The 20,580-nt window shown below is 66.4% G+C and carries 21 protein-coding genes; 7 read left to right on the forward strand and 14 right to left on the reverse strand.

Annotated features, from left to right (window positions below; genetic code table 11):
* Positions 1 to 17: 17 nt before the first annotated feature.
* Genes B0E49_RS03180 through B0E49_RS03195 form a run of 4 tightly spaced genes read right to left on the reverse strand, consistent with a single transcriptional unit; the run spans position 18 to position 4,079 of the window.
* Complete coding sequence (locus B0E49_RS03180; protein WP_077560498.1) at positions 18 to 1,307, reverse strand: chloride channel protein; 1,290 nt, start codon at positions 1,305 to 1,307, stop codon at positions 18 to 20.
* Positions 1,308 to 2,090: a 3-hydroxybutyrate dehydrogenase gene (locus B0E49_RS03185; protein ID WP_077560499.1), complete on the reverse strand. Its 783-nt coding sequence runs from the start codon at positions 2,088 to 2,090 to the stop codon at positions 1,308 to 1,310.
* A gap of 22 nt (positions 2,091 to 2,112) precedes the next feature.
* Complete coding sequence (locus tag B0E49_RS03190; protein ID WP_077560500.1) at positions 2,113 to 2,853, reverse strand: acetoacetate decarboxylase; 741 nt, start codon at positions 2,851 to 2,853, stop codon at positions 2,113 to 2,115.
* Positions 2,850 to 4,079, reverse strand: coding sequence for a patatin-like phospholipase family protein (locus tag B0E49_RS03195; RefSeq protein ID WP_077560501.1), 1,230 nt, complete (start codon positions 4,077 to 4,079; stop codon positions 2,850 to 2,852). Before B0E49_RS03195 ends, B0E49_RS03190 begins: the two co-directional genes overlap by 4 nt.
* Positions 4,080 to 4,200: 121 nt before the next feature.
* On the opposite strand from B0E49_RS03195, the gene B0E49_RS03200 reads away from it, so the two are divergent.
* Together B0E49_RS03200 and B0E49_RS03205 are read left to right on the forward strand one after the other, a co-directional pair.
* Positions 4,201 to 5,100 (forward strand): dienelactone hydrolase family protein, encoded by a 900-nt coding sequence (locus B0E49_RS03200; RefSeq protein WP_077560502.1) that lies wholly within the window; start codon positions 4,201 to 4,203, stop codon positions 5,098 to 5,100.
* A 76-nt stretch (positions 5,101 to 5,176) separates the two neighbouring features.
* Positions 5,177 to 5,989, forward strand: coding sequence for a ZIP family metal transporter (locus B0E49_RS03205; protein ID WP_077560503.1), 813 nt, complete (start codon positions 5,177 to 5,179; stop codon positions 5,987 to 5,989).
* 269 nt (positions 5,990 to 6,258) lie between these two features.
* Here the strand turns inward: B0E49_RS03205 and B0E49_RS20420 are convergent, their stop codons facing one another.
* Complete coding sequence (locus B0E49_RS20420; protein WP_168174985.1) at positions 6,259 to 6,411, reverse strand: HHHH-motif protein; 153 nt, start codon at positions 6,409 to 6,411, stop codon at positions 6,259 to 6,261.
* 181 nt (positions 6,412 to 6,592) lie between these two features.
* Here B0E49_RS20420 and B0E49_RS03210 point away from each other — a divergent pair, with 181 nt between their 5' ends.
* Positions 6,593 to 7,420 carry a siderophore-interacting protein gene (locus B0E49_RS03210; RefSeq protein WP_077560504.1) on the forward strand — a complete coding sequence of 276 codons (828 nt, stop codon included), beginning with the start codon at positions 6,593 to 6,595 and terminating at the stop codon, positions 7,418 to 7,420.
* Positions 7,421 to 7,456: 36 nt separating this feature from the next.
* On the opposite strand, the gene B0E49_RS03215 is transcribed toward B0E49_RS03210, so the two are convergent.
* The 4 genes from B0E49_RS03215 to B0E49_RS03230 form a co-directional block, all read right to left on the reverse strand.
* Positions 7,457 to 8,344, reverse strand: coding sequence for a sulfurtransferase (locus tag B0E49_RS03215; protein WP_077560505.1), 888 nt, complete (start codon positions 8,342 to 8,344; stop codon positions 7,457 to 7,459).
* A 224-nt stretch (positions 8,345 to 8,568) separates the two neighbouring features.
* On the reverse strand, positions 8,569 to 9,447 hold the full coding sequence (locus tag B0E49_RS03220) for a DMT family transporter (RefSeq protein ID WP_077560506.1): 879 nt from the start codon (positions 9,445 to 9,447) through the stop codon (positions 8,569 to 8,571).
* Positions 9,447 to 10,097, reverse strand: a complete 651-nt coding sequence (gene leuD, locus B0E49_RS03225; RefSeq protein WP_077560507.1) for a 3-isopropylmalate dehydratase small subunit — start codon at positions 10,095 to 10,097, stop codon at positions 9,447 to 9,449. Before leuD ends, B0E49_RS03220 begins: the two co-directional genes overlap by 1 nt.
* Positions 10,098 to 10,117: 20 nt before the next feature.
* Positions 10,118 to 11,278 (reverse strand): aromatic ring-hydroxylating oxygenase subunit alpha, encoded by a 1,161-nt coding sequence (locus B0E49_RS03230; RefSeq protein WP_077560508.1) that lies wholly within the window; start codon positions 11,276 to 11,278, stop codon positions 10,118 to 10,120.
* Between the two features lie 210 nt (positions 11,279 to 11,488).
* On the opposite strand from B0E49_RS03230, the gene B0E49_RS03235 reads away from it, so the two are divergent.
* Genes B0E49_RS03235 through dxs form a run of 3 tightly spaced genes read left to right on the forward strand, consistent with a single transcriptional unit; the run spans position 11,489 to position 14,574 of the window.
* Positions 11,489 to 11,731, forward strand: coding sequence for an exodeoxyribonuclease VII small subunit (locus B0E49_RS03235; protein WP_077560509.1), 243 nt, complete (start codon positions 11,489 to 11,491; stop codon positions 11,729 to 11,731).
* Complete coding sequence (locus B0E49_RS03240; RefSeq protein ID WP_077560510.1) at positions 11,716 to 12,660, forward strand: polyprenyl synthetase family protein; 945 nt, start codon at positions 11,716 to 11,718, stop codon at positions 12,658 to 12,660. The genes B0E49_RS03235 and B0E49_RS03240 overlap by 16 nt, the downstream gene beginning before the upstream one ends.
* A gap of 3 nt (positions 12,661 to 12,663) precedes the next feature.
* Positions 12,664 to 14,574, forward strand: coding sequence for a 1-deoxy-D-xylulose-5-phosphate synthase (dxs, locus tag B0E49_RS03245; protein WP_077560511.1), 1,911 nt, complete (start codon positions 12,664 to 12,666; stop codon positions 14,572 to 14,574).
* 3 nt (positions 14,575 to 14,577) lie between these two features.
* Here the strand turns inward: dxs and B0E49_RS03250 are convergent, their stop codons facing one another.
* The 5 genes from B0E49_RS03250 to B0E49_RS03270 form a co-directional block, all read right to left on the reverse strand.
* Positions 14,578 to 15,333 (reverse strand): ABC transporter ATP-binding protein, encoded by a 756-nt coding sequence (locus B0E49_RS03250; protein ID WP_077560512.1) that lies wholly within the window; start codon positions 15,331 to 15,333, stop codon positions 14,578 to 14,580.
* The gene (locus tag B0E49_RS03255; protein ID WP_077560618.1) at positions 15,330 to 16,121 is read right to left on the reverse strand and encodes an ABC transporter ATP-binding protein; all 792 of its coding nucleotides are present in this window, start codon (positions 16,119 to 16,121) and stop codon (positions 15,330 to 15,332) included. Before B0E49_RS03255 ends, B0E49_RS03250 begins: the two co-directional genes overlap by 4 nt.
* Positions 16,122 to 16,204: 83 nt before the next feature.
* Complete coding sequence (locus B0E49_RS03260) at positions 16,205 to 17,068, reverse strand: branched-chain amino acid ABC transporter permease (protein ID WP_077560513.1); 864 nt, start codon at positions 17,066 to 17,068, stop codon at positions 16,205 to 16,207.
* A gap of 2 nt (positions 17,069 to 17,070) precedes the next feature.
* On the reverse strand, positions 17,071 to 17,952 hold the full coding sequence (locus B0E49_RS03265; RefSeq protein WP_077560514.1) for a branched-chain amino acid ABC transporter permease: 882 nt from the start codon (positions 17,950 to 17,952) through the stop codon (positions 17,071 to 17,073).
* An 87-nt stretch (positions 17,953 to 18,039) separates the two neighbouring features.
* Positions 18,040 to 19,197, reverse strand: a complete 1,158-nt coding sequence (locus B0E49_RS03270; RefSeq protein ID WP_077560515.1) for an ABC transporter substrate-binding protein — start codon at positions 19,195 to 19,197, stop codon at positions 18,040 to 18,042.
* A gap of 123 nt (positions 19,198 to 19,320) precedes the next feature.
* On the opposite strand from B0E49_RS03270, the gene senA reads away from it, so the two are divergent.
* Positions 19,321 to 20,574 carry a selenoneine synthase SenA gene (gene senA, locus B0E49_RS03275; protein ID WP_077560516.1) on the forward strand — a complete coding sequence of 418 codons (1,254 nt, stop codon included), beginning with the start codon at positions 19,321 to 19,323 and terminating at the stop codon, positions 20,572 to 20,574.
* Positions 20,575 to 20,580: the final 6 nt, after the last annotated feature.

Below are 20,580 nucleotides of genomic sequence, written 5' to 3' on the forward strand. Positions count from 1 at the left end.
CACCGACGCGCCGGCGCTCAGTGGCGCGCCTCGATCGGGTTGCCGTACATCGGCTTGACGCCGAATTGCGTACTGACGGCGTGGGCCACGCCGCAGGCCAGCATGACCGGCACGGTGAGCTGGAACTGGTTGGTCATCTCCAGCACCATCACGATCGCCATCAATGGGGCGTGGGTGACCGCCGTGAGCATCGCCGCCATGCCGATCACGGCCAGCGTGCGCGGGTCGCCGACCCAGGCCAGGGGCAGCCAGAAGGACATCACCTGCGCGATCAGGTAGCCGCTGGTGGCGCCGACAAACAGGGTGGGGGTGAACATGCCGCCAATCGCTCCGGAGCCCGTGCTGAGCAACGTGGCCACCAGCTTGGTAATCAGGATCAGCAGCACCCAGGTCCAGGGCGATCCCCCCTGCAGCAAGTGCGAAATGGTGCTGTAGCCATTGCCCCAGACTTCCGGCACGAACGCCGACAGCAGGCCCACCAGCACGCCGCCGGCGCCCAGGCGCAGCGGCAGTGACCGGATGCGGCCAAAAGCGCTGCGACCGCGGTCCACCAGGGCCAGCATGGCCCAGCCGATGCCGCCGCACACCAGGCCGGCGAGCAGCGCCATGCCCAGGCTGGTCGGCACCAGGTTCACGGTAGGCATCACGTAGAGCGGTGCCGGATCGACCAGGCCAAACATCAGCACCGCCGCCGTGGCCGAGGAGATCAGCACCGGTGCCACCGTCTGGGCCGCCAGAAAGCCCAGTGCGAGTTCCAGCACGAACACCACGCCGGCTACGGGCGCGTGGTAGGCCGAGCCGATGCCGGCGGCGATACCGCACACCAGCAGCACACTGCGCTGCTCGGCCGACAGCGGCGCGACGTGGGCCAACTCGGCGGCCAGCCAGGCGCCCAGTTGCACCATCGGCCCTTCGCGGCCGATCGAGGCGCCGGTGCTCACCGACAAGAGGGACGACAGGCTGCGCACCAGCGTGGTCCGGTTGTTCAGGTCGACGCGGCCGGCGCGTGCGGCCTCGATGTAGTCGAGGTTCACCGCGCCGTCCGGGCCGCGCGCGGCCCAGCGCCAGCCCCAGTACAGCGCCAGCCCGGCCAGCAGGCCGCCCACCGAGCCGACCAGCGCCCGGTGCCACGGTGGCAATGACCGGGCCGCCTCCACCAGGCTGCCGACATGGCCCGTGGTCAGCCACTCCATGCCGGTGATCAGCGCGCGAAAGCCGATCACGGCGCCGGCCGCCAGCGCGCCGGCCAGGATGGCAAAGAACCACAGGACCGGCGTGCTCGCGGCGTCCGCCGCGTCGCGCTCCATTTACTGCATGAACCAGCCGTGGCTCACGACCAGCGACTGGCCGGTGAGCGCATTGCTCGGGAACGAGGCAAACAGCAGCGCCACCTCGGCCACGTCCTGCACCGTGGTGAACTCGCCGTCCACCGTTTCTTTCAGCATCACGTTCTTGATCACTTCGGCCTCGCTGATGCCCAGCGTTTTGGCCTGCTCGGGAATCTGCTTTTCCACCAGTGCGGTGCGCACAAAGCCGGGGCAGATCACGTTGGCGCGCACGCCATGCCTGGCACCTTCCTTGGCAATGACCTTGGCCAGGCCGATCAGGCCATGCTTGGCGGTCACATAGGGCGCCTTCAGCATGGAGGCTTCCTTGGAGTGCACCGAGCCCATGAAGATCACGCTGCCGCCGCGCCCGCTCGCGTACATGTGCGGCAGGCAGGCCTTGGTGGTCAAAAATGCGCCGTCCAGGTGGATGGCGAGCATTTTTTTCCATTCCGCCAGCGTGAATTCTTCCAGCGGATGCACGATCTGGATGCCGGCGTTGCTGACCAGCACATCCACGCCGCCCCAGGCTGTCACGACTTCGGCCACGCCGGCATTGACCTGATCCTCACTGGTCACGTCCATGGCCACGCTCATGGCCCGCGCACCGGTGCCGCGCAGCTCTTGCGCCGTGGCTTCGGCTGCGTCCTTGTTCATGTCGGCGATCACCACTTTGGCACCCTCGCGCGCGTAGGTGATGGCGATTTCCTTGCCGATGCCGGCGGCGGAGCCGGTCACGATGGCGATCTTGTCTTGCATCTTCATGGTTTTTTCCTCTGTAAAAAAATCAGTTGACCAAATAATCGTGCACCACGCGGCCCAGGCCCAGGGTCAGGTCGGCCAGGATGTGCATACCCGAGACGACCTCCAGCACCGGCAGGGCGGCCACGGGGGCCAGCGCATGCTGGAACAGCTCGAGCGCGGCCGGACCCGACCAGGCGCCCTTGACCGTCACGTCCTGCAGTTCGTACTGCACCAGCTCGCAAATGCGCGCCGTGCCATCCACATGCGGAATGATCTTGAGCAGGTAGTTCGGGGCGAGCATGCCGGCAAGCACCGGCGCGGTGGCCAGTGTGCGGTGCTTGTAGCCCATGGTGGCCGTGGCCACGCGGATCGCGCCGTAGTCCAGCGTGCCGACCAGCACGTCCTTGTCCGCCGCGAGCGAGGGCGAGGCAAGCTTCTTGGGAAAGCCCCAGATTTCGCGGCCGCCGGCAATCGGCGCGTCGTCGTTCAGGTACATCGAGTGTGAGTAGCCGCCCGCCACGCCGTTCAGCTTGACGGGGATCACCTGGCCCGACTCGGTGTAGTCGCCAAAGCCGGTGGAGTCCGGCATGCGGATGAATTCGAACTTGACCAGCGGCTCGTCGATGGTGAGCGGCTCCGGCACCACGGCGCGCAGCGCCTCGGGGTCGGTGCGGTAGGTGATGATCAGGTACTCGCGATTGATGAAGCGGTACGGACCCGGCGGGTAGATCGGGCTGGTCAGCGGCATTGAAAAGGCGTTCTTGCGCACATCGTCGATTTTCATCGGGCTTCCTTGTGATGATTGTGGATTTTTGTCGGCGGCGTCAGGTCCAGCACCGTGATACCGGCGGGCGCCCTGCTGCGGGCGGCCCAGCGCGGGCTGGCCAGGCTGCACTCGACGTCGGCCTGGCCCGCGGCCCAGTGTTCCAGCATGGTCTGGCGCGAAAACTCGTAGTCCTTGGACTGCGTCTCGTAGTGCTTGCTGCGGTGGATCAGGTGCAGGATGGTGACGGCGTCGGGTGAACCCGTGGCCAGCAGTTCGGCCAGGTCCGGGTCACCGGCCATGTTGGGCGGCAATTTGGCGGCCAGGCGGCGCGCAGCGGCGCCGATCTTCTGCTGCTCCGCCACCAGGTCGGTGTTGAGCCGCGTGCGGCTGGCAAAGCGGATGTCCTTTTCGCGCTCGGCCACCTCGCTCAAATTGCGCGGCAACCGGCCCCTGGCACTGAACAGGTCCACCTGCAGCACCAGCATGTCGTGCGCGCGCGGCTGGTCGATCACGTACTGCAGCGGCGTGTTCGACACCAGGCCGCCATCCCAGTAAAACTCGCCGTCGATCTCGATCGGCGGAAACCCCGGCGGCAGTGCGCCGCTGGCCATGATGTGGCGCGGGCCAATGGGACCGTGCCGATCCGGGTCGGTCGAGTCGAAGTAGCGGAAGTTGCCAGTGGTCACGTTGACCGTACCCACCGACAGGCGCACCTTGTGGCGCGGGTCCGTGGTGTTGATCAGGTCGAAGTCGATCAGCCGCTCCAGCGTGTGCTGCAGAGGCGCCGTATCGTAGTAGCTCAGGGCCGCGCGTGTGCCCGGCTGCTGAAACGGCGCGGGCGGCATCCGCGGTATAAAAAACCCCGGTACGCCCAGCGCGGCCACCATGGCGGCGCGCGACTCGTTCAATATTTCCCGTGCCTCGGTGCCAAAGCTTTTGGGCAAATCGACAAACTTGAGCTGCGACGACACGCCGTCCCAGAACTCGCGCAGCCGCGCCACACGCCGCTCGGGCGGGTTGCCGGCGATGATGGCGGCATTGATGGCCCCGATCGACACGCCGGCCACCCAGTCGGGCCGCAGGCCATGCGCGTCCATGGCTTCGTAAACCCCGGCCTGGTAGGCGCCCAGTGCGCCGCCACCTTGCAGCACCAGGGTGCAGAGTTCCTCCTTGACGCCCGGATTTTTGGGGGAGGGTGACTTCTTCGAGGGCGATTTTTTTGCTGATTTTGCTGGTGGTGCCACGTGCGTACTTCAATCTGAACGGGATGGGATCAAAACAGTATAGGGCCGGACTATGAAGCGATTCTTAAGGGAATATTGCTTAAACTGGCGTCTGTTTTGATCACGGCCACGCGGAATCATCATGTTGCACAGAGACCTGGAAACCGACTTTGACTCGCTGCGACCCGGCCGCTCCACCGAGGCCGGCGCCAGCCGCCGCACCACCCTGAAGGCCGCGCTGGGCGTGGGTTATTCGGCCCTGGCGCTGCCCCTGATGGCACAGACGGCCATCAAAACCTCCTCCGGGGATCTCAGCGTGGGCGAGATCACGTACAAGGTCAACGGCTTCGAGGTGCCAGCCTACCGGGCCGCGCCCGCGAACGGGACAAATTTGCCCGTGGTGCTGGTGATCCACGAGATTTTTGGCGTGCACGAGTACATCGCCGATGTGGCGCGCCGCTTTGCCAGGGCCGGCTACCTGGCCATCGCGCCCGAACTGTTTGCGCGCCAGAGCGACGACCCGGGGTCCTACGGCGAAATGGCCAAGCTGATGTCGGAAGTTGTCGCCAAGGTGCCCGATGCCCAGGTCATGGCCGACCTCGATGGTGCCGCGGCGTGGGCCGGCGCCAACGGTGGCGATACCTCGCGCGTCGGCGTCACCGGCTTTTGCTGGGGTGGGCGCCAGGCGTGGCTGTACGCCGCGCACGGCAACATCAAGGCCGCGGTGGCGTGGTACGGCCGCCTGGTCGGTACGCCGAGCAGGCTCATGCCCACCAACCCGATCGATATCGCCACCCGCCTGCGCGCCCCGGTGCTCGGCCTGTATGGCGCGCAGGACGCCGGCATCCCCCTTGACACGCTTGATAAGATGAAGACAGCCTTGGCCGCGGGCAATGCCGCGTCCAGCGCCTCGCAGTTCGTGGTCTATCCCGAAGCATCGCACGCCTTCCATGCCGACTACCGCGCCAGCTACCGCAAAGAGGCGGCCGAAGATGGCTGGACGCGCTGCCTGGCCTGGTTCAAGGCGAACGGCGTAGCGTGATGCCGGCCGCCCGGTGCGGCGGCTTTTCCATTAACCTTTCAGGCGCCTGGCCCTTGATGGTCGGGCGCATATAGCTATGACTTTGATAGCAATCTTGGCCGGCACACTGGTGGCCGGCGTCGGCAGCGTCTGGCTCGCGGCCATGCTGAGCTTTCGCGCGCTGGCGCGCTACACCCCGCACATGCTCAGCCTGGCCGCCGGCGCGCTCCTGGCCACGGCCTATATGCACCTGCTGCCCGAGGCCTTCGAGAGCCAGGTCAGCCCCCAGCATCTGTTCATGGCGCTGCTCACCGGTCTGGTGTTTTTCTTTTTGCTCGACAAGGCCGAACTCTGGCACCACGGGCACGAACACCACCACGGCGACGGCGATCACGCGGGCCACGACCATGTGGATAACCACGCGCATGACCACGGCCACGCACACCACCACTTTCCCCCGCGCACCGGCAGCTGGGCCGTGCTCACGGGCGACAGCGTGCACTGCTTTGGCGACGGCGTGCTGATCGCCTCGGCCTTCTCGGCCGACCTGCGCCTGGGCGCGCTCACCGCGCTGGCCGTGCTGGTGCACGAAGTGCCGCACCACATGGGCGACCTCATGGTGCTGCGCCAGAGCACCAGCACCCGCCGCCTGGCGTTCATCAAGGTCTCGCTTGCCGGCGCGGCCACCGCCATTGGCGGGCTGCTCGGCTTCTGGCTGGTCGTGCAGCTGCACGACTTCCTGCCGTACTTCCTGGTGGTGGCTGCCAGCAGCTTCATCTACGTGGCGCTGGCCGACCTGATTCCCCAGTTGCAGATACGCCAGAGCGCCGGGCGCACCGCCGCGCAGATTGCCTGGCTGCTGCTGGGCATTGCGCTGGTCACGGCGGCGAGCCACATGGCGCATGGGTAGCGGAGACAAGCACCTGCCATCGGTCAGAATTCAGGACCAAACCTGCTGCTATCCCATACAGGACGTGAACAATCAGCTATCGAAACTGGAGTACAGGAAGTCCTCGACATGCCCGCCAGGTTTCAGGCAGGGGCACCACCCTCCGGCATCACCGGCCCGGGGATGGCGCAAAACCGGGAAGGCGTGTTGCGCGCGTGCATGAACAAAAAGGCCGCTTCTCGCAAGAGGGCGGCCTTCTTGACGGTTGCAGCAACGGGGCTGCTGCGGGATCAGCGCACCCAGTGGCACACGCGGTGGTGGTGATGCCGGTCCCAATGGCACACCTTATGACCATACGGCGCGGCCGAGGCGATGGTAGGTGCCAGGGCGGCCAGGCCGGCAAAGGCGACGAAGCTGGAGAGAAGCAGGTGTTTGATTTTCATGAGGGTTCCTTCCGGGTGGATGGCATCAAGAGATGCGTGCGCCGAACGACGCACCCCAATGAACGGCGCGCCGGCCCGATCGGATGACGCGATGGTGGTGGCCAGAATGTAAATTTTCGGTGAAGGTGCGGCACTTGCTGGTGCTGGCCGATGGATTTCAGCATGTGCCCATAATCAAGCCATGAATACACCACCACCTGCTCCTGCTCGTTCGACCGACGCCCGGCCGCCGCGCCCGCGTCCCACGCCGCGCCGTATCGAGGTCCAGCACATCCGGCGACTGAGCCCGCACATGGCGCGCATCACGTTTGGCGGGCCCGATCTGGCGGGCTTTGAATGGCGCGGTCCGGCGGGGCACCTCAAGCTGACGGTTCCCGACGAAGGCCAGATTGAAGCGCCGATGCCGCAGGACGATGGCCCGCGCTCGGGCCTGATGCGCACCTACACGCCGCGCAGTTTCGATGCGAAGGCGATGCTGCTCGATGTGGACTTTGTGCTGCACGCCTATGGGCCGGCCGGCCGCTGGGCCTCGCGCGCGCAGGTGGGCGACCGCCTGGTGCTGATGGGCCCGGCGCCGGGCTACAAGATCGACGCGGGCGCCGACTGGTTTGTGCTGGCCGGCGACGATACTGCGCTGCCGGCGATCGAGACGATCCTGGCGGAGTTGCCCGCGCGCGTGAAGGCGCTGGTGTTTGTGGAAGTGGCGGATAGCGCCGAGGCGCGCGAGTTGCACAGCCCCGCCGGCGTGGACGTGCAATGGCTGGTGCGCGATGCCGACCCGGCCGCGGCGGGCCGGGCGCTGGAGGCCGCGCTGCGCGCACTGCCGGCCTTGCCGCCCGGCCCGGGCCGGATCTATGTGGGCTGCGAATCGACGGCGATGCGCCGCATTCGCGATTTCTGGGTCAAGGAGCGCGGCGTGGAGGCCCGCGGCGTGGTGGCGCGCGGTTACTGGAAGCTGGGCAACCCGAACAACCCGGATCGCGATTTCGCCGACGAGCCGGCTCGATGATCTGATGGCCTCATGACGTGAGGCGCGCCTGGCGCCTCAACCCTGCGCGCAGGGCAGGCCCGGCGTGTTGCTCCACTCGCTCCAGCTGCCCGCGTACAGCGCCGTGCGGCCCAGGCCGGCGACTTCCATCGCAATGATGTTGGGTACGGCGCTGACGCCGCTGCCGCAGTGGTGCACCACGCTGGCCGGGTCGCGGCCGGCCAGCAGGGTGTCGAATTCGGCCTTGAGCTGTGCGGCCGGTTTGAACTTGCCGTCGACCCCGATGTTCTGGTTGAACGGGCGGTTCAGCGCGCCAGGGATGTGGCCCGCGACCGGGTCGAGCGGTTCGACCTCGCCGCGAAAGCGCGGCGCGCCGCGCGCATCAATGAGGGTCTGGGTCGGTCGGCCCAATTGGTCTGCTACTGTTTTTGTAGCTACCAGCGAAGCCCTGGCGGGGGCCAGCATGAAGTTCGACTGAAAGTGCGAGGGTTCCTCGCCGCTGGCCGTGGCGCCGCCCGCTGCAATCCAGGCCTGCAGGCCGCCGTCGAGCACGGCCACGTTCTCATGGCCGGCCCACTTGAGCATCCACCACAGGCGCCCACAATAGTTGGCGCCCTGGCGGTCGTACACCACGGCCTGCATGTCGTTGGCAAAGCCCACGCTGCTGAGCCAGATGGCAAATTTTTCGCGCGCGGGCAGCGGGTGGCGCCCGCCCGAGGCCGCGTCCGGCGGCACCTGGAATTTGCCGCTCGCATCGGGCAGGCCATGGGCGCTCAGCGCGGTGTCCAGGTGGGCATAGACCGCGCCCGGAATGTGCGCATCGCGGTATTGCTGCTCGCCCACCGCGGGCTGCATCAGCTCAAAGCTGCAGTCAAAGACCATCAGCGGCTGGCCGCTTTGGCTCAAGGCTTGCAGTTGTTCGACGGAAATCAGGGTGTTGTACATGTCAATTGCTCCACTGTGCGTTGCGCGATCTACGGCGCCTGAAACCGGTGCGGCCAGATGCCAGGGATACCGCGGAACCGGCTTTGCCGGGCCGCCGGTATCGCCCCCTTGAGGGGGCTGAGAGGCCGCGGCTCCAGACCTGCCTGAGCAGGTCTGGACGGCCTCGAAGAGCCACGGCCTCTGGCAGTGGCACTACGCCGCAGGCGCTTCGGGGGTGTTTCATCCTAATGTTCCTCGGCGGGGGCGTGGGGGACGGCGTGCTCGCGCAGCACGGTGGCGGCAATGCCGCTGATCACGATCAGGCCCATGCCGGCCCAGCCCATGAGCTCGATATGGTCGCCAAACAGGGCCACGCTGTAAATCGCGCCAAACACAATGCCCGAGTATTGCAAATTCGCCACCACCAGCGTGGCGCCATGGCTATACGCGCGGGTCATGCACAACTGGCCCAGCGAGGCCAGCACGCCGACCGGGATCAGCCACAGCGCGGACGGCCAGACCCAGGGCGAGATGCCGACCGCCATCATGCCGGCCGCGCCCGCCACCACCGAGCCCACGGAAAAGTAGAACACCACGCGCGTCTCGGGCTCGCCCAGACGCGACAGCGCCATCACCTGCATGTAGGCGAAGGCCGCGCTCATGCCCGAGAGCAGGCCCAGCAGCCCGGCGAAGGCCTGGTGGTGGTCGAAGGTGGGGCGCAGCATCAGCACCACGCCGACAAAGCCTAGCATCACGGTCAGCACCAGCGGACCCTGCTTCTGCACCCGGCCCAGCAGCAGTGAGCCGCCGACCAGGAAGGCGGCGATCCAGACGCTGCTCATGTAGTTGAGTGTCATGGCGGTGGCCAGCGGCAGGTGCGCCAGGGCGTAAAACCACGCGCCCAGCGACATCACGCCGATCAGGCTGCGCCAGGCGTGCATGCCGGGGAAGCGCGTGGCCAGGCTGATGCCGCGCGTGCGGGCCAGCGCCCCCAGGAAGACGACGCCGATCAGGCCGCGGTAAAAAATCAGCTCGGCGCTGTTGAAGGCGCTGGAGGCGAACTTGACGCACACCCCCATGCTGGCGAAAAGCAGCGAGGCAAGAATCATCCACAGGGCCTGCATCAATTCTCCAGTGTTTTGGCCAGCCAGGGCTGGCGTGCCAGGCGTGCCGCTTCGAAGGCGGCGATGGCCGGGCGCTGCGTCAGCGTGGCGGCGATCCAGTCGCCATCCTGCGTCAGCAAATGGCGCTCGCGCTGGCTCAGGTTGAAGCCGAAGGACTGCGGGCCAGCCTGCACGCGGCCGGCCATCAGGTCGATGCCGACGTTCAGCACCTGGTGCTGCGCCATGGCAAACAGGGCGTCCACGTCGCCTGCAGTCAAGGTGATGGCGGCAACGCCGCCCAGCGGGCAATTTTGCCGGAAGATGTCGCCGAAGCTGGGTGCCATGACGGCCTTGAAGCCATAGTCCCGCAGGGCCCATACCGCATGTTCGCGACTGGAGCCGCAGCCGAAGTTGCCGCGCGCCAGCAGCACCGTGGCGCCGCGCAGCGCGGGCTGGTTGAGAACGAAATCCGGGTTGCGCCGGCGTCTGGAATGGTCCTGGCCCAGATCGCCGGGGTCGAGATAGCGCCAGCTGTCGAACAGCACGTCGCCGTAGCCGCTTCTGGCGGTGGAGCGGCCGTATTGCTTGGGGAAGATGGCGTCGGTATCGACGTTGGCGCGGTCCAGCGGCGCCACGATGCCGCTGTGCCGGCCTTGCAGGAACGATGGCATCGGACTCGCCGCGTGTGAGGTCAGGCTTGCACGGGCGCGCGCCGCATCACGCGCCGGTACCACTCGTGGAAGTGCTGCATGCCGTCTTCCATCGGGCTCTGGTAGGGGCCGGCCTCGTTGTCGCCGCGCTGCATCAACGCCTTGCGGCCGGCGTCCATGCGCAGCGCGATTTCGTCGTCTTCCACGCAGGTTTCCATGTAGGCGGCCTGCTGCGACTCGACAAATTCGCGCTCGAACGCGGCGATTTCCTCGGGATAGAAGAACTCGACCATGTTCAGGGTCTTCTGCGGACCCATCGGGTACAGGGTGGACACCGTGAGCACATGCGGGTACCACTCCACCATGATGTGCGGGTAGTACGAGAGCCAGATCGCGCCGTAGCGCGGTGGCTGGCCATTGCGGTAGTTCAGCAATGCCTGCTGCCAGCGCTCGTACACGGGGCTGCCCGCCTTGCCGAGCCGGTTCGCCACGCCCACGGTCTGCACCGAGTAGGCGTCCTTGAATTCCCAGCGCAGGTCTTCGCAGCTGACAAACTGGCCCAGACCGGGGTGGAACGGGCCGACGTGGTAGTCCTCCAGGTAGACCTCGATGAAGGTTTTCCAGTTGTAGTTGCATTCGTGCAGTTCGACCCGGTCCAGCACATGGCCCGAGAAATCGAGTGCGGCGAGCGGGCCCATGTGGGCCAGATCCGCGGCCACGTCCCGGCCGTTGGCCTCGAACAGCAGGCCGTTCCACGCCTGCAGCGGGTAGTCGTTCAGGTTCAGGCAGGGGTCCTGGGCAAAATGCGGCGCCCCCAGCAGGGTGCCGGCCGGGCTGGCCTGGTCGGGGCCGCCGCCGCTGTAGGTCCAGCGGTGCAGCGGGCATACGATGTTGCCGCCCGAGCTGCCCGGCTGGCTGGTCTGCAGCGAGCCGCGGCCCTTGAGGATCAGGGCCTGGCGATGCCGGCAGACGTTGGAGATCAGCGACACCCCCTGCGGCGTGCGTACCAGGGCGCGGCCCTCGCCCTCGGCGGGCAGCGTGTGGTAATCCCCCACCTGGGGCACGGCGCACTGATGCCCCACATAGCGGGGCCCGGGCTGAAAGATAGTGCTTTGCTCGCGCTGGTACAGCGCTTCGTCAAAGTAGCTTGAAACTGGTAGTTGGCTTGCGGCCTGCTGCAGTTGAAGACTTAAATCAGTCATGGTGACCTGACCTAGAGACTCCCCCTATGAAGGGGCAGAAGGGTAGACGCTCAATCCGAAGAGAGAAACGCGGAAAGGGTGGGCCGGCAGCGCCGGGGAAGGGATTCGAAGACCCCAGAAAGGAGTCGTCGATTGTACCCCGCAGGGGCGCTGGCGGGGCGTTCCTGTCCCCAACGCCTAAAATCGGGGTTTTCGATCCGTAATAACCCCATGCCCAAGGCCCCTGCCCAGACCAAGACACCCGCTCCACCCGCCAGCTACGAGGCGGCGCTGGAAGAGCTCGAACAGCTGGTGAGCCAGATCGAGTCGGGCAAGATGCCGCTGGAGCAGTTGCTCAGCGGCTACCAGCGCGGGGCCGAGCTGCTGAAGTTCTGCCGCGACAAGCTGGAGGCGGTCGAAGGCCAGATCAAGGTGCTCGACGACGGCGTGCTCAAGCCATGGACACAAGAGTGAGGCCGCAGGTCGTCGCCCGCAGCGCGCCAGGCTTCGATCTGCGCGCGTGGAGCGGCACGCATCTGGAGAGGGTCGAGCAGGCGCTCTCCAACTGGGTTGTGATGGACGCACCTGCCGGACTGGGCGACGCGATGCGCTACGCCGTGCTGGACGGCGGCAAGCGGCTGCGGCCGCTGCTGGTGCTGGCGGCCTGCGAAGCCGTGAACGGCCATACCGATGCGGCACTGCGGGCCGCCTGCGCCGCCGAGCTGATCCATGCCTACTCGCTGGTGCACGATGACCTGCCGTGCATGGACAACGACGTGCTGCGCCGCGGCAAGCCGACGGTGCACGTCCGGTTTGGCGAGGCCCAGGCCCTGCTGGCCGGCGATGCGCTGCAGGCGCTGGCGTTTGAATTGCTCACGCCGGACGATGGCACGGTCAGCGCTGCGGTGCAGGCTGCCTTGTGTCGCCTGCTGGCCCGCTCGGCAGGGTACCAGGGCATGGCCGGCGGCCAGGCGATCGACCTGGCCAGCGTGGGCCTGGCTTTGAGCGAGGCGCAATTGCGCGAGATGCACCGCCTGAAAACCGGCGCCCTGCTGCAGGGCAGTGTGTTGATGGGCGCCGCCTGCGGTGTCGCCCCGGTGGCTGCCACAGCGGCGCTGGGCGAGTATGGTGCTGCGATCGGGCTGGCTTTTCAGGTGGTGGATGACATCCTGGACGTCACGGCCGACTCTGCCACGCTGGGCAAGACCGCCGGCAAGGACGCGGCGCAGGACAAGCCGACCTATGTGTCGCTGCTCGGGCTGGAACGCTCGCGCGCCTATGCCCAGGCGCTCTTGGCGCAGGCACTCGCCGCGCTGGATGCCAGCGGACTCGACACCAATGGCCAGGCACGGACCCAGGCGCTGCGCGCGCTGGCCGATATGGTCGTGAACAGGGATAAATAAACAATGACTTCGCTGCTGCAAACCATCAACGACCCGGCCGACCTGCGCCGGCTGCCGCGCACGCAACTGCGGGCGCTGTCCGATGAGCTGCGCGCCTATGTGCTCGACAGCGTGTCCAAAACGGGCGGGCACCTGAGCTCCAACCTCGGCACGGTCGAGCTCACGGTGGCGCTGCATTACGTGTTCAACACGCCGTATGACCGGCTGGTGTGGGATGTGGGCCATCAGACCTATCCGCACAAGATCCTGACCGGGCGGCGCGAGCGCATGGGCTCGCTGCGCCAGCTCGGCGGCCTGTCGGGCTTTCCGCAGCGCGCCGAGAGCGAGTACGACACCTTTGGCACGGCGCATTCGAGCACCTCGATCTCGGCGGCCCTGGGCATGGCGCTGGCCGCCAAACAAAAGGGCGAGGACCGCCATGCGGTGGCGATCATCGGCGACGGCGCCATGAGCGCCGGCATGGCGTTCGAGGCGCTCAATAACGCGGGCGTGGCGGAAGGCAAGCTGCTGGTGATCCTGAACGACAACGACATGAGCATCAGCCCGCCGGTCGGCGCGCTGAATCGGTACCTGGCGCAGCTGATGAGCGGGCATTTCTACGATGCCGCCAAAAACGTGGGCAAGCAGGTGCTGCGCGCCGCGCCGCCGCTGTTCGAGCTGGCCAAGCGGCTGGAACAGCACGCCAAGGGCATGGTGCTGCCGGCCACGCTGTTCGAGCAGTTCGGCTTCAACTACATCGGCCCGATCGACGGGCACGACCTCGACGCGCTGATTCCCACGCTGGAAAACATCAAGCACCTGAAGGGGCCGCAGTTCCTGCATGTGGTGACCAAAAAAGGCCAGGGCTACAAGCTGGCCGAAGCCGACCCGGTGGCTTACCACGGGCCCGGCAAGTTCGACCCGGCAATCGGGCTGCAAAAGCCCAGCACGCCGGCGCGGCAAACCTTCACCCAGGTGTTCGGCCAGTGGCTGTGCGACATGGCCGAGAAGGACCCACGGCTGGTCGGCATCACGCCCGCCATGCGCGAAGGCTCCGGCCTGGTCGAGTTCGAAAAGCGCTATCCCGGCCGCTACTACGACGTGGGCATTGCCGAGCAGCATTCGGTGACCTTCGCCGCCGGCCTCGCCTGCGAGGGCCTCAAGCCCGTGCTGGCGATTTACTCGACCTTTTTGCAGCGCGGCTACGACCAGCTGATCCACGACGTGGCGATCCAGAACCTGCCGGTGGTGTTTGCGCTGGACCGCGCCGGCATCGTGGGCGCCGACGGCGCGACTCACGCGGGCGCCTACGACATCGCTTTCCTGCGCTGCATTCCGAACATGAGCGTGGCCTGCCCGGCCGACGAGAACGAATGCCGCAAGCTCTTGAGTACCGCGTTCGAGCAGGACCACCCGGTGGCGGTGCGCTATCCGCGCGGCGCCGGTGCCGGTGTTGCGACCGAGGCGGGGCTGCGGGCGCTGCCGTTCGGCAAAGGCGAAATCCGCCGCATGGCCACCGGCCATCCGGCGGACGCGTGCAAGGGCATCGCCATCGTGGTCTTCGGCACGCTCTTGTATCCGGCGCTGCAGGCGGCCGACAAGCTCAACGCCACGGTGGTGAATATGCGCTGGGCCAAGCCGCTCGACATCGAATTGCTGCTGCAGGTCGCGGCCGGGCACGAGGCGCTGGTCACGCTGGAGGACGGCGCCATCATGGGCGGCGCGGGCAGTGCCGTGACCGAGGCCCTGAATGCCGCCGGCGTGCTCAAGCCCGTGCTGCAGCTGGGCCTGCCGGACAAATTCATCGAGCATGGCGACCCGGCCAAACTCATGGCGCTGCAGGGGCTGGACGCTGCCGGTATCGAAAAATCCATAACGAATCGCTTTTCAGCCCTTGTGGTGAATGGGCGACCCGCTCTTAAATCTGTAGCGTGACCGTCAACTGCCCAGGTAGGCTTCCTGCACCCTGGGGTTGACCAGCAGCTCGCGGCCGGTGCCGGCGAGCACGATGCTGCCGGTCTCGATCACGTAGGCGCGGTTCGCGATTTTGAGCGCCTGGCGTACGTTTTGCTCGACCAGGAAGATGGTCAGGCCGGCCTGGTTGATCTCGCGCAGGGTGCGGAAAATGTCCTGCACGATGATCGGCGCCAGCCCCATGGACGGCTCATCCAGCAGCAGCACGCGCGGCTTGGCCATCAGGGCCCGGCCAATCGCGAGCATCTGCTGCTCGCCGCCCGACAGGTTGCCCGCCAGGCCGCCGGCGCGCTCCTTGAGCACGGGAAACAGGTTGAAGACGTAGTCGAGGTCGTGCGCCCGGCCGCCCTTGTCGCGCCGCGTGTAGGCACCGAGTTCCAGGTTTTCGCGCACCGTCAGGGTGCTCAAAGTAGCGCGCCCTTCGGCCACCTGCACCACGCCGCTGGCGACAATCTTGTGCGGCGCCATTTTTGTCAAATCGCGGCCATCGAACGTGACGCGGCCCGCAGCCTTCTTGACCAGACCCGAGAGCGCCAGCAGGGTGGTTGATTTGCCGGCGCCGTTCGCGCCCACCAGCGTGGTGATCTGGCCCTCGTGCAGTTCCAGGTCGATGCCCTTGACCGCTTCGATCTTGCCGTAGGCGACCTTGAGACCGCTGACCTGCAAGAGAGGTGCGCGTGTGGTCGCCCCCGCGCTGGCCACTTCGTGCACGGCGCTCATGCGGTTGCTCCCGTGGCGTCCAGGCTGGCTTCGTCCTCTTCGCGGCCCAGGTAGGCCTCGATCACCTGCGGGTCGTTGCGGATCGCGTCGGGGGCGCCGCGCGCGATGATGCGGCCAAAATTCAGCACGGCGATGTCCTGGCACAGGCCCATCACAAAGCGCATGTCGTGTTCAATCATGAAAATCGTGTAGCCGCGCGCGCTGATGTTGCGGATCTCCACCATCAGCTCGACTTTCTCGCTGCTGTTCATGCCGGCCACCGGCTCGTCCAGCAGCAGCAGTTTGGGATTCGTGGCCAGCGCGCGCGCCAGCTCCAGCTTGCGCTGCTCGCCGTAGGAGAGGTTGTCGGCCTTGTCGCTCGCCTTGTGGTCCAGCTTGACCCACGACAGCAGCTCCTGCGCGCGCGCCCGGGCCCGGCGCTCCTCGCTGCGGAACAGTCCGGAGCTGGCGAGCAGGCCGAGCGAGCCGTACTTGAGCTGCGCATGGAAGCCGACCATCACGTTCTCCAGCAGCGACATGTCCTTGAACAGGCGAATGTTCTGGAAGGTGCGGGCCAGACCCAAGCGCGTGATGTCGTGCGGGGTGCGCCCCGCCAGATTCTGGCCGTTGAACTCGATGCGCCCGCTGGTGGGTGGCAGCAGGCCGGTGATCAGGTTGAAGACGGTGGTCTTGCCCGCGCCGTTGGGGCCGATCAGGCCGAAGATGCCGCCCTGCGGGATCTCCAGGTTCACGTCCTGCAGCACCTTGAGGCCACCGAAGTGGCGCGACAGCGCGTCCAGCCTTAGCAAGGTGTTGCCCCCACGCTCGCCCACTGCGTGTGGCTCGCTGCCCCCCGAGGGGGCCCTCACGCCTTGGGACGGCCCGGCGGCGCTCATGCCCGCCACCCGCGTTTGCCAAACCACTGGCGGAAGCGCGCCGGGTCCCAGATGCCCTTGGGCAGGAACAGCACGATCAGCACCAGGATGAAGCCGTTCACGACGCCCCGGAAGTCCTTGAACGCGCGCAGCAGCTCCGGCAGCAGCGTGAGGATCACGGCGCCGATCACGGGGCCGGTCAGGTTGCTGATGCCGCCAAGGATGGCCATGGTGAGGATGTCCACCGCGCGGTCGAAGCCGTATTCGCCCGGGCCGATGAAAAAGGTCAGGTGCGCGTTGAGCGCGCCCGCCAGACCCGCAATGGCTGCGCCCAGCACGAACGCCAGCATCTTGTAGGCGCCCACGTCGATGCCCATCAGGCCCGCGGCGGTTTCGTCTTCCTTGATCGACTCGAAGGCGCGCCCCACGCGCGAGCGGCGCAGCCGCCAGAGCAGGGCCAGCGTGAGCACCAGGGCCAGCGCCACATGCCACCACTGGGTCAGTTGCGGGATGCCGTTGAGTCCGAGCGCGCCGCCCGTGATGGACTCCGCGTTGAGCAGCGCGATGCGCACCACCTCGCCAAAGGCCAGGGTCGCCATGGCCAGGTACACGCCCGACAGCCGCAGCGTGGGTTTGCCAATGATGAAGGCCATGAGCGCGGGTGCCGCCATGCCGGCGGCCAGCACGGCCGGGAACGGCGCGCCGTAGTTCATCGTCAGCAGCGCCGAGGTATAGGCCCCGATGCCCATGAAGGCCGCATTGGCGATGGACAGCATGCCGCAGGCAAGCGTCAGGTAGATGGACAGGGCCAGCAGCGCATTCGTGCCCAGCGAGAGCACCAGGTTGCTGTAGATCGACCAGAAGTTGTTGAACCAGTCCATGATCAGACCTTGCGTTCCTGCAGGGTGCCGAACAGCCCCTTGGGCCGCACCAGCAAAATCAGGAAGAGCAGGCCGAAGGCCACGGCGTCGCGCATGCTCGAGCCGATATAGGCCACCGACAGCACCTCGGCAAAGCCCAGGAACAGGCCGCCGATCAGCGCGCCGCGGATGTCGCCCATGCCGCCCAGGATGATCACGGCGATGCCTTTTTCCAGCATGGACTTGCCCATCAGCGGGTACAGGGCATTGGAAGACAGGCCGATCAACACACCCGCCACGCCGCCGAGCCCGGCCGCGACAAAGGAGGTGAGGTAGAACAAACCCTCGACGTTGATACCCAGCAGGTAGGCCGCCTTGGGCGATTCGGCAATGGCACGCAGTGCGCGCCCGAGCTGGGTCTTCTTGAGGGCCAGCAGCAGCACGGCCATCAGCACGAAGGACAGCAGGATGATGCCGAGATCGAGCGCCGTCAGGCTCAAGCCGCCCAGGCTCAAGGTGGTGTCCGGCACCAGGCCCAGCGGAAAGCGCAGGTTCTCCGCGCCAAAAATGCCCTGGATGCCGTTGGTCAGGATGATGCCCACACCAATGGTGGCAATCATCGGAATCAGGTGCGGTGCATTGCGTGCGCGCAGCGGGCGCAGCACCAGGACGTCGATGAGCAGGCCCATAAAGCCACTGAATCCGAAGGCAAACAGCAGCGCTCCCCACAGCGGCAACGCGAGGTGCGCCACGGCCTGTTCAGCCGCATACGCGCCGACCATATAGACCGCACCATGCGACAGGTTGATGACGCCCAGCACGCCGAAGATGAGCGTGAAGCCCAGTGCAAACAGGGCGTAAACGCTCCCGAGTGACAAGGCATTGACAAGTTGCTGTTCCAGCACGATGGGGTGTCCCGGACAAGGCGCACTAGTGCGCCGGCAAGAAAAAAGACGGCGCGAAAGGCCGCGCCGTCTGACGGATCACTGCAATTATTTCTCGATCACAAACTTGTCGCCCTTCGTCACGCTGACGATCGCCTTTTGTTGCGCGTCATAACCGGCGGGCTTTCCAGCCTTGTCAACAGCACGATGGAACTGGAAGGCGCCGGTGGCACCGGTCCACTTGACGTTGGGCAGCGCATTGCGCAGCGCGCTGCGGTCGGCGGCCAGATCGCCGCTGAGCTTGACCTGCTTGAGCGCCTGCACCAGGATGTGCATGGCGTCGTAGGACTGGGCCGCAAACTGGTCGGGCGCTACCTTGAACTTGTCCTGGAAGGCCTTGATGAAGCTGGTGTTTTCCGCACTGTCGTTGCTGGCCGACCAGGGGCTGCCCACATACAGGCCGTCCGAGCTGCCCTTGGCCAGAGTGAACACCTTGACCGAGTTCATGCCGTTGCCGCCGATGAACGGCACATTCAGGCCGATCTGACGCGCCTGCACCATGATGGGCGCGCCTTCGGCCAGGAGTGCCGACAGCACGATGGCGTCCGGGTTACCGGCCTTGATCTTGGTCAACTGGGCCTTGAAATCGACGTCGCCCTTGGCGAAGGTCTCGGTCGTGGTGACCGGAATCTTCAGGTCTTCGAGTGCCTTCTTGAAGTTGTCGTAGCCGCTCTTGGTGAACACGTCGTCGTTGCCGTACATCACCGCCACCTTCTTGATGTTGGCGTGCTTGATGGCTACCCGCAGGGTCTCGGGCAGCACGTCGGCTTCGGTCACCGAATTGCGAAAGATGTAGTCACCAATCGAGGTAATGCCATCGGCCGTGTTCGAGGTGCCAAAGGCCACGGTCTTGGCGGCCTGGGCGATCGGGTCGGCCGCCTGGGCCGAGTTCGACAGCGTGGGGCCGAACACCATCAGCACCTTGTCCTGGAAAATCAGTTTCTTGAAGACGTTGATGGCCTCTTCCTTCTTGCCCTGTTCGTCTTCAATCACCAGTTGCAGCTTGTCGCCATTCACGCCGCCCGCGGCATTGATCTCATCGGCGGCGAGCTGGAAGCCGTTGCGGATGGAAATGCCGTATTGCGCGGCGCCGCCCGACAGGGCCTCGGCCACGCCGAGCTTGATGTCGGCCGCGTAGGCGCTGGCGCCAAAGCCGGCGGCGAGCGCCAGCGCGAGGAGCGAATTTGCGAAAGCTTTTTGTCTCATTTCAAGATCCTTTATGAATGCAGGTTGAAAGGTTAGCCGGCAATTTTACATCTCGCAACACCGCCTGCCTTGGCAGGGGGGCGAGGGGCTTGGGTGGGTTCACACATGGGTGAATAATGAGCCATGCCGTTTGCCTACCCTCGGGCCAGCCCCGCCTCGATCGACTCGCCCGACATGCGCCGCGCCGGGCGCGACCTGCTGTCGCTTGCGCTGATGGATGCGCGCAATCACACTTTATACCTGTTGGCCCTGTATGAGAAAGCGCTGGGTGCTACAAAAATGGTAGTCACCCAGTCTGCGGAGGCCGAACCTTTGGCGTGGCTGGCAGGCCATATCGGCTGGTTTGCCGAGTTCTGGATCGGGCGCAATACCCAGCGCGCACTGGGCAGTGACTGCCCGCACGAGCCCACGCACCTGGCCTCGATCGAGCCGCAGGCCGACCGCTGGTGGAACCCGCAACAGGCGGTGCCGGCCGATCGCTGGACCCTGGACCTGCCCGACCTGGCCGCTACCCGGGCCTACCTGCTCGACACGCTGGAGGGCACGCTGGAGCTGCTGGAGAAGGCGCCGGACGAAGACCGCGCGCTGTACTTCTATCGCCTGGCGCTGTTTCATGAAGACCTGCGCGGCGAGCAACTGATCACGATGGCGCAGACGCTGGGCATCGGCCTGCCGATCGACGCGCTGGGCGGGCTGCCGGTGCGCGAGCCGCTGCTGGTTCCCGCCACCCGCTGGATGCTGGGCTCGGCGCCCGAAGGGTTTGCCTTCGACAACGAAAAGCCGGCCCATGAAGTGCCCGTGCCCGAGTTCGAAATCGATGCACAGCCCGTGACCTGGGCGCAACTCGTGGAGTTTGTCGATGACGGCGGCTATGACCGGCCCGAGCTGTGGCAGCCGCAGGGCTGGGACTGGCTACAAGCGCTGGCGCAGGCCGAGGGCCGGCGCGGCCCGCGTTATGTGGACCAGATCGGCGTGGCCAGCGGGGCCGTCATGCAAACGCGTTTTGGCAAACCGGCGCGCATGGCCGGCAACCAGCTGGCCATGCACATGAGCTGGTGGGAGGCCGACGCCTGGTGCCGCTGGGCCGGGCGCCGGCTGCCGACCGAGGTGGAGTGGGAGATCGCCGCCCACACGGCGGTGGGACGCGGCTTTCGCTGGGGCGACGTGCATGAGTGGACGGCCGGCACGTTCAAACCCTGGCCCGGCTTCAGGGCCGATCCGTGGGAACAGTACTCGTTGCCGTGGTTCGGGCTGGCCCGGGTGCTGCGCGGTGCCTCGTTTGCCACCCGCGCGCGCATGAAGCATCCCAAGTTCCGTGGCTTTGCGCCGCCCGCGCGCGACGATCTTTTTGTCGGGTTTCGATCCTGCGCCGCTTGAGCGTGG

Origin of the sequence: Polaromonas sp. C04 (genome assembly GCF_002002705.1) — a bacterium.
Taxonomy (GTDB): Bacteria; Pseudomonadota; Gammaproteobacteria; order Burkholderiales; family Burkholderiaceae_C; genus Rhodoferax_A.

What these genes read in the sequence shown, in the direction of transcription:
- B0E49_RS03180 (WP_077560498.1), bottom strand. Translation starts at nt 1,307, where the DNA reads ATGGAGCGCGACGCGGCGGACGCCGCGAGCACGCCGGTCCTGTGGTTC.
- B0E49_RS03185 (WP_077560499.1), bottom strand. Translation starts at nt 2,090, where the DNA reads ATGAAGATGCAAGACAAGATCGCCATCGTGACCGGCTCCGCCGCCGGC.
- B0E49_RS03190 (WP_077560500.1), bottom strand. Translation starts at nt 2,853, where the DNA reads ATGAAAATCGACGATGTGCGCAAGAACGCCTTTTCAATGCCGCTGACC.
- B0E49_RS03200 (WP_077560502.1), top strand. Translation starts at nt 4,201, where the DNA reads ATGTTGCACAGAGACCTGGAAACCGACTTTGACTCGCTGCGACCCGGC.
- B0E49_RS03205 (WP_077560503.1), top strand. Translation starts at nt 5,177, where the DNA reads ATGACTTTGATAGCAATCTTGGCCGGCACACTGGTGGCCGGCGTCGGC.
- B0E49_RS20420 (WP_168174985.1), bottom strand. Translation starts at nt 6,411, where the DNA reads ATGAAAATCAAACACCTGCTTCTCTCCAGCTTCGTCGCCTTTGCCGGC.
- B0E49_RS03210 (WP_077560504.1), top strand. Translation starts at nt 6,593, where the DNA reads ATGAATACACCACCACCTGCTCCTGCTCGTTCGACCGACGCCCGGCCG.
- B0E49_RS03215 (WP_077560505.1), bottom strand. Translation starts at nt 8,344, where the DNA reads ATGTACAACACCCTGATTTCCGTCGAACAACTGCAAGCCTTGAGCCAA.
- B0E49_RS03220 (WP_077560506.1), bottom strand. Translation starts at nt 9,447, where the DNA reads ATGCAGGCCCTGTGGATGATTCTTGCCTCGCTGCTTTTCGCCAGCATG.
- leuD (WP_077560507.1), bottom strand. Translation starts at nt 10,097, where the DNA reads ATGCCATCGTTCCTGCAAGGCCGGCACAGCGGCATCGTGGCGCCGCTG.
- B0E49_RS03230 (WP_077560508.1), bottom strand. Translation starts at nt 11,278, where the DNA reads ATGACTGATTTAAGTCTTCAACTGCAGCAGGCCGCAAGCCAACTACCA.
- B0E49_RS03235 (WP_077560509.1), top strand. Translation starts at nt 11,489, where the DNA reads ATGCCCAAGGCCCCTGCCCAGACCAAGACACCCGCTCCACCCGCCAGC.
- B0E49_RS03240 (WP_077560510.1), top strand. Translation starts at nt 11,716, where the DNA reads ATGGACACAAGAGTGAGGCCGCAGGTCGTCGCCCGCAGCGCGCCAGGC.
- dxs (WP_077560511.1), top strand. Translation starts at nt 12,664, where the DNA reads ATGACTTCGCTGCTGCAAACCATCAACGACCCGGCCGACCTGCGCCGG.
- B0E49_RS03250 (WP_077560512.1), bottom strand. Translation starts at nt 15,333, where the DNA reads ATGAGCGCCGTGCACGAAGTGGCCAGCGCGGGGGCGACCACACGCGCA.
- B0E49_RS03260 (WP_077560513.1), bottom strand. Translation starts at nt 17,068, where the DNA reads ATGGACTGGTTCAACAACTTCTGGTCGATCTACAGCAACCTGGTGCTC.
- B0E49_RS03270 (WP_077560515.1), bottom strand. Translation starts at nt 19,197, where the DNA reads ATGAGACAAAAAGCTTTCGCAAATTCGCTCCTCGCGCTGGCGCTCGCC.
- senA (WP_077560516.1), top strand. Translation starts at nt 19,321, where the DNA reads ATGCCGTTTGCCTACCCTCGGGCCAGCCCCGCCTCGATCGACTCGCCC.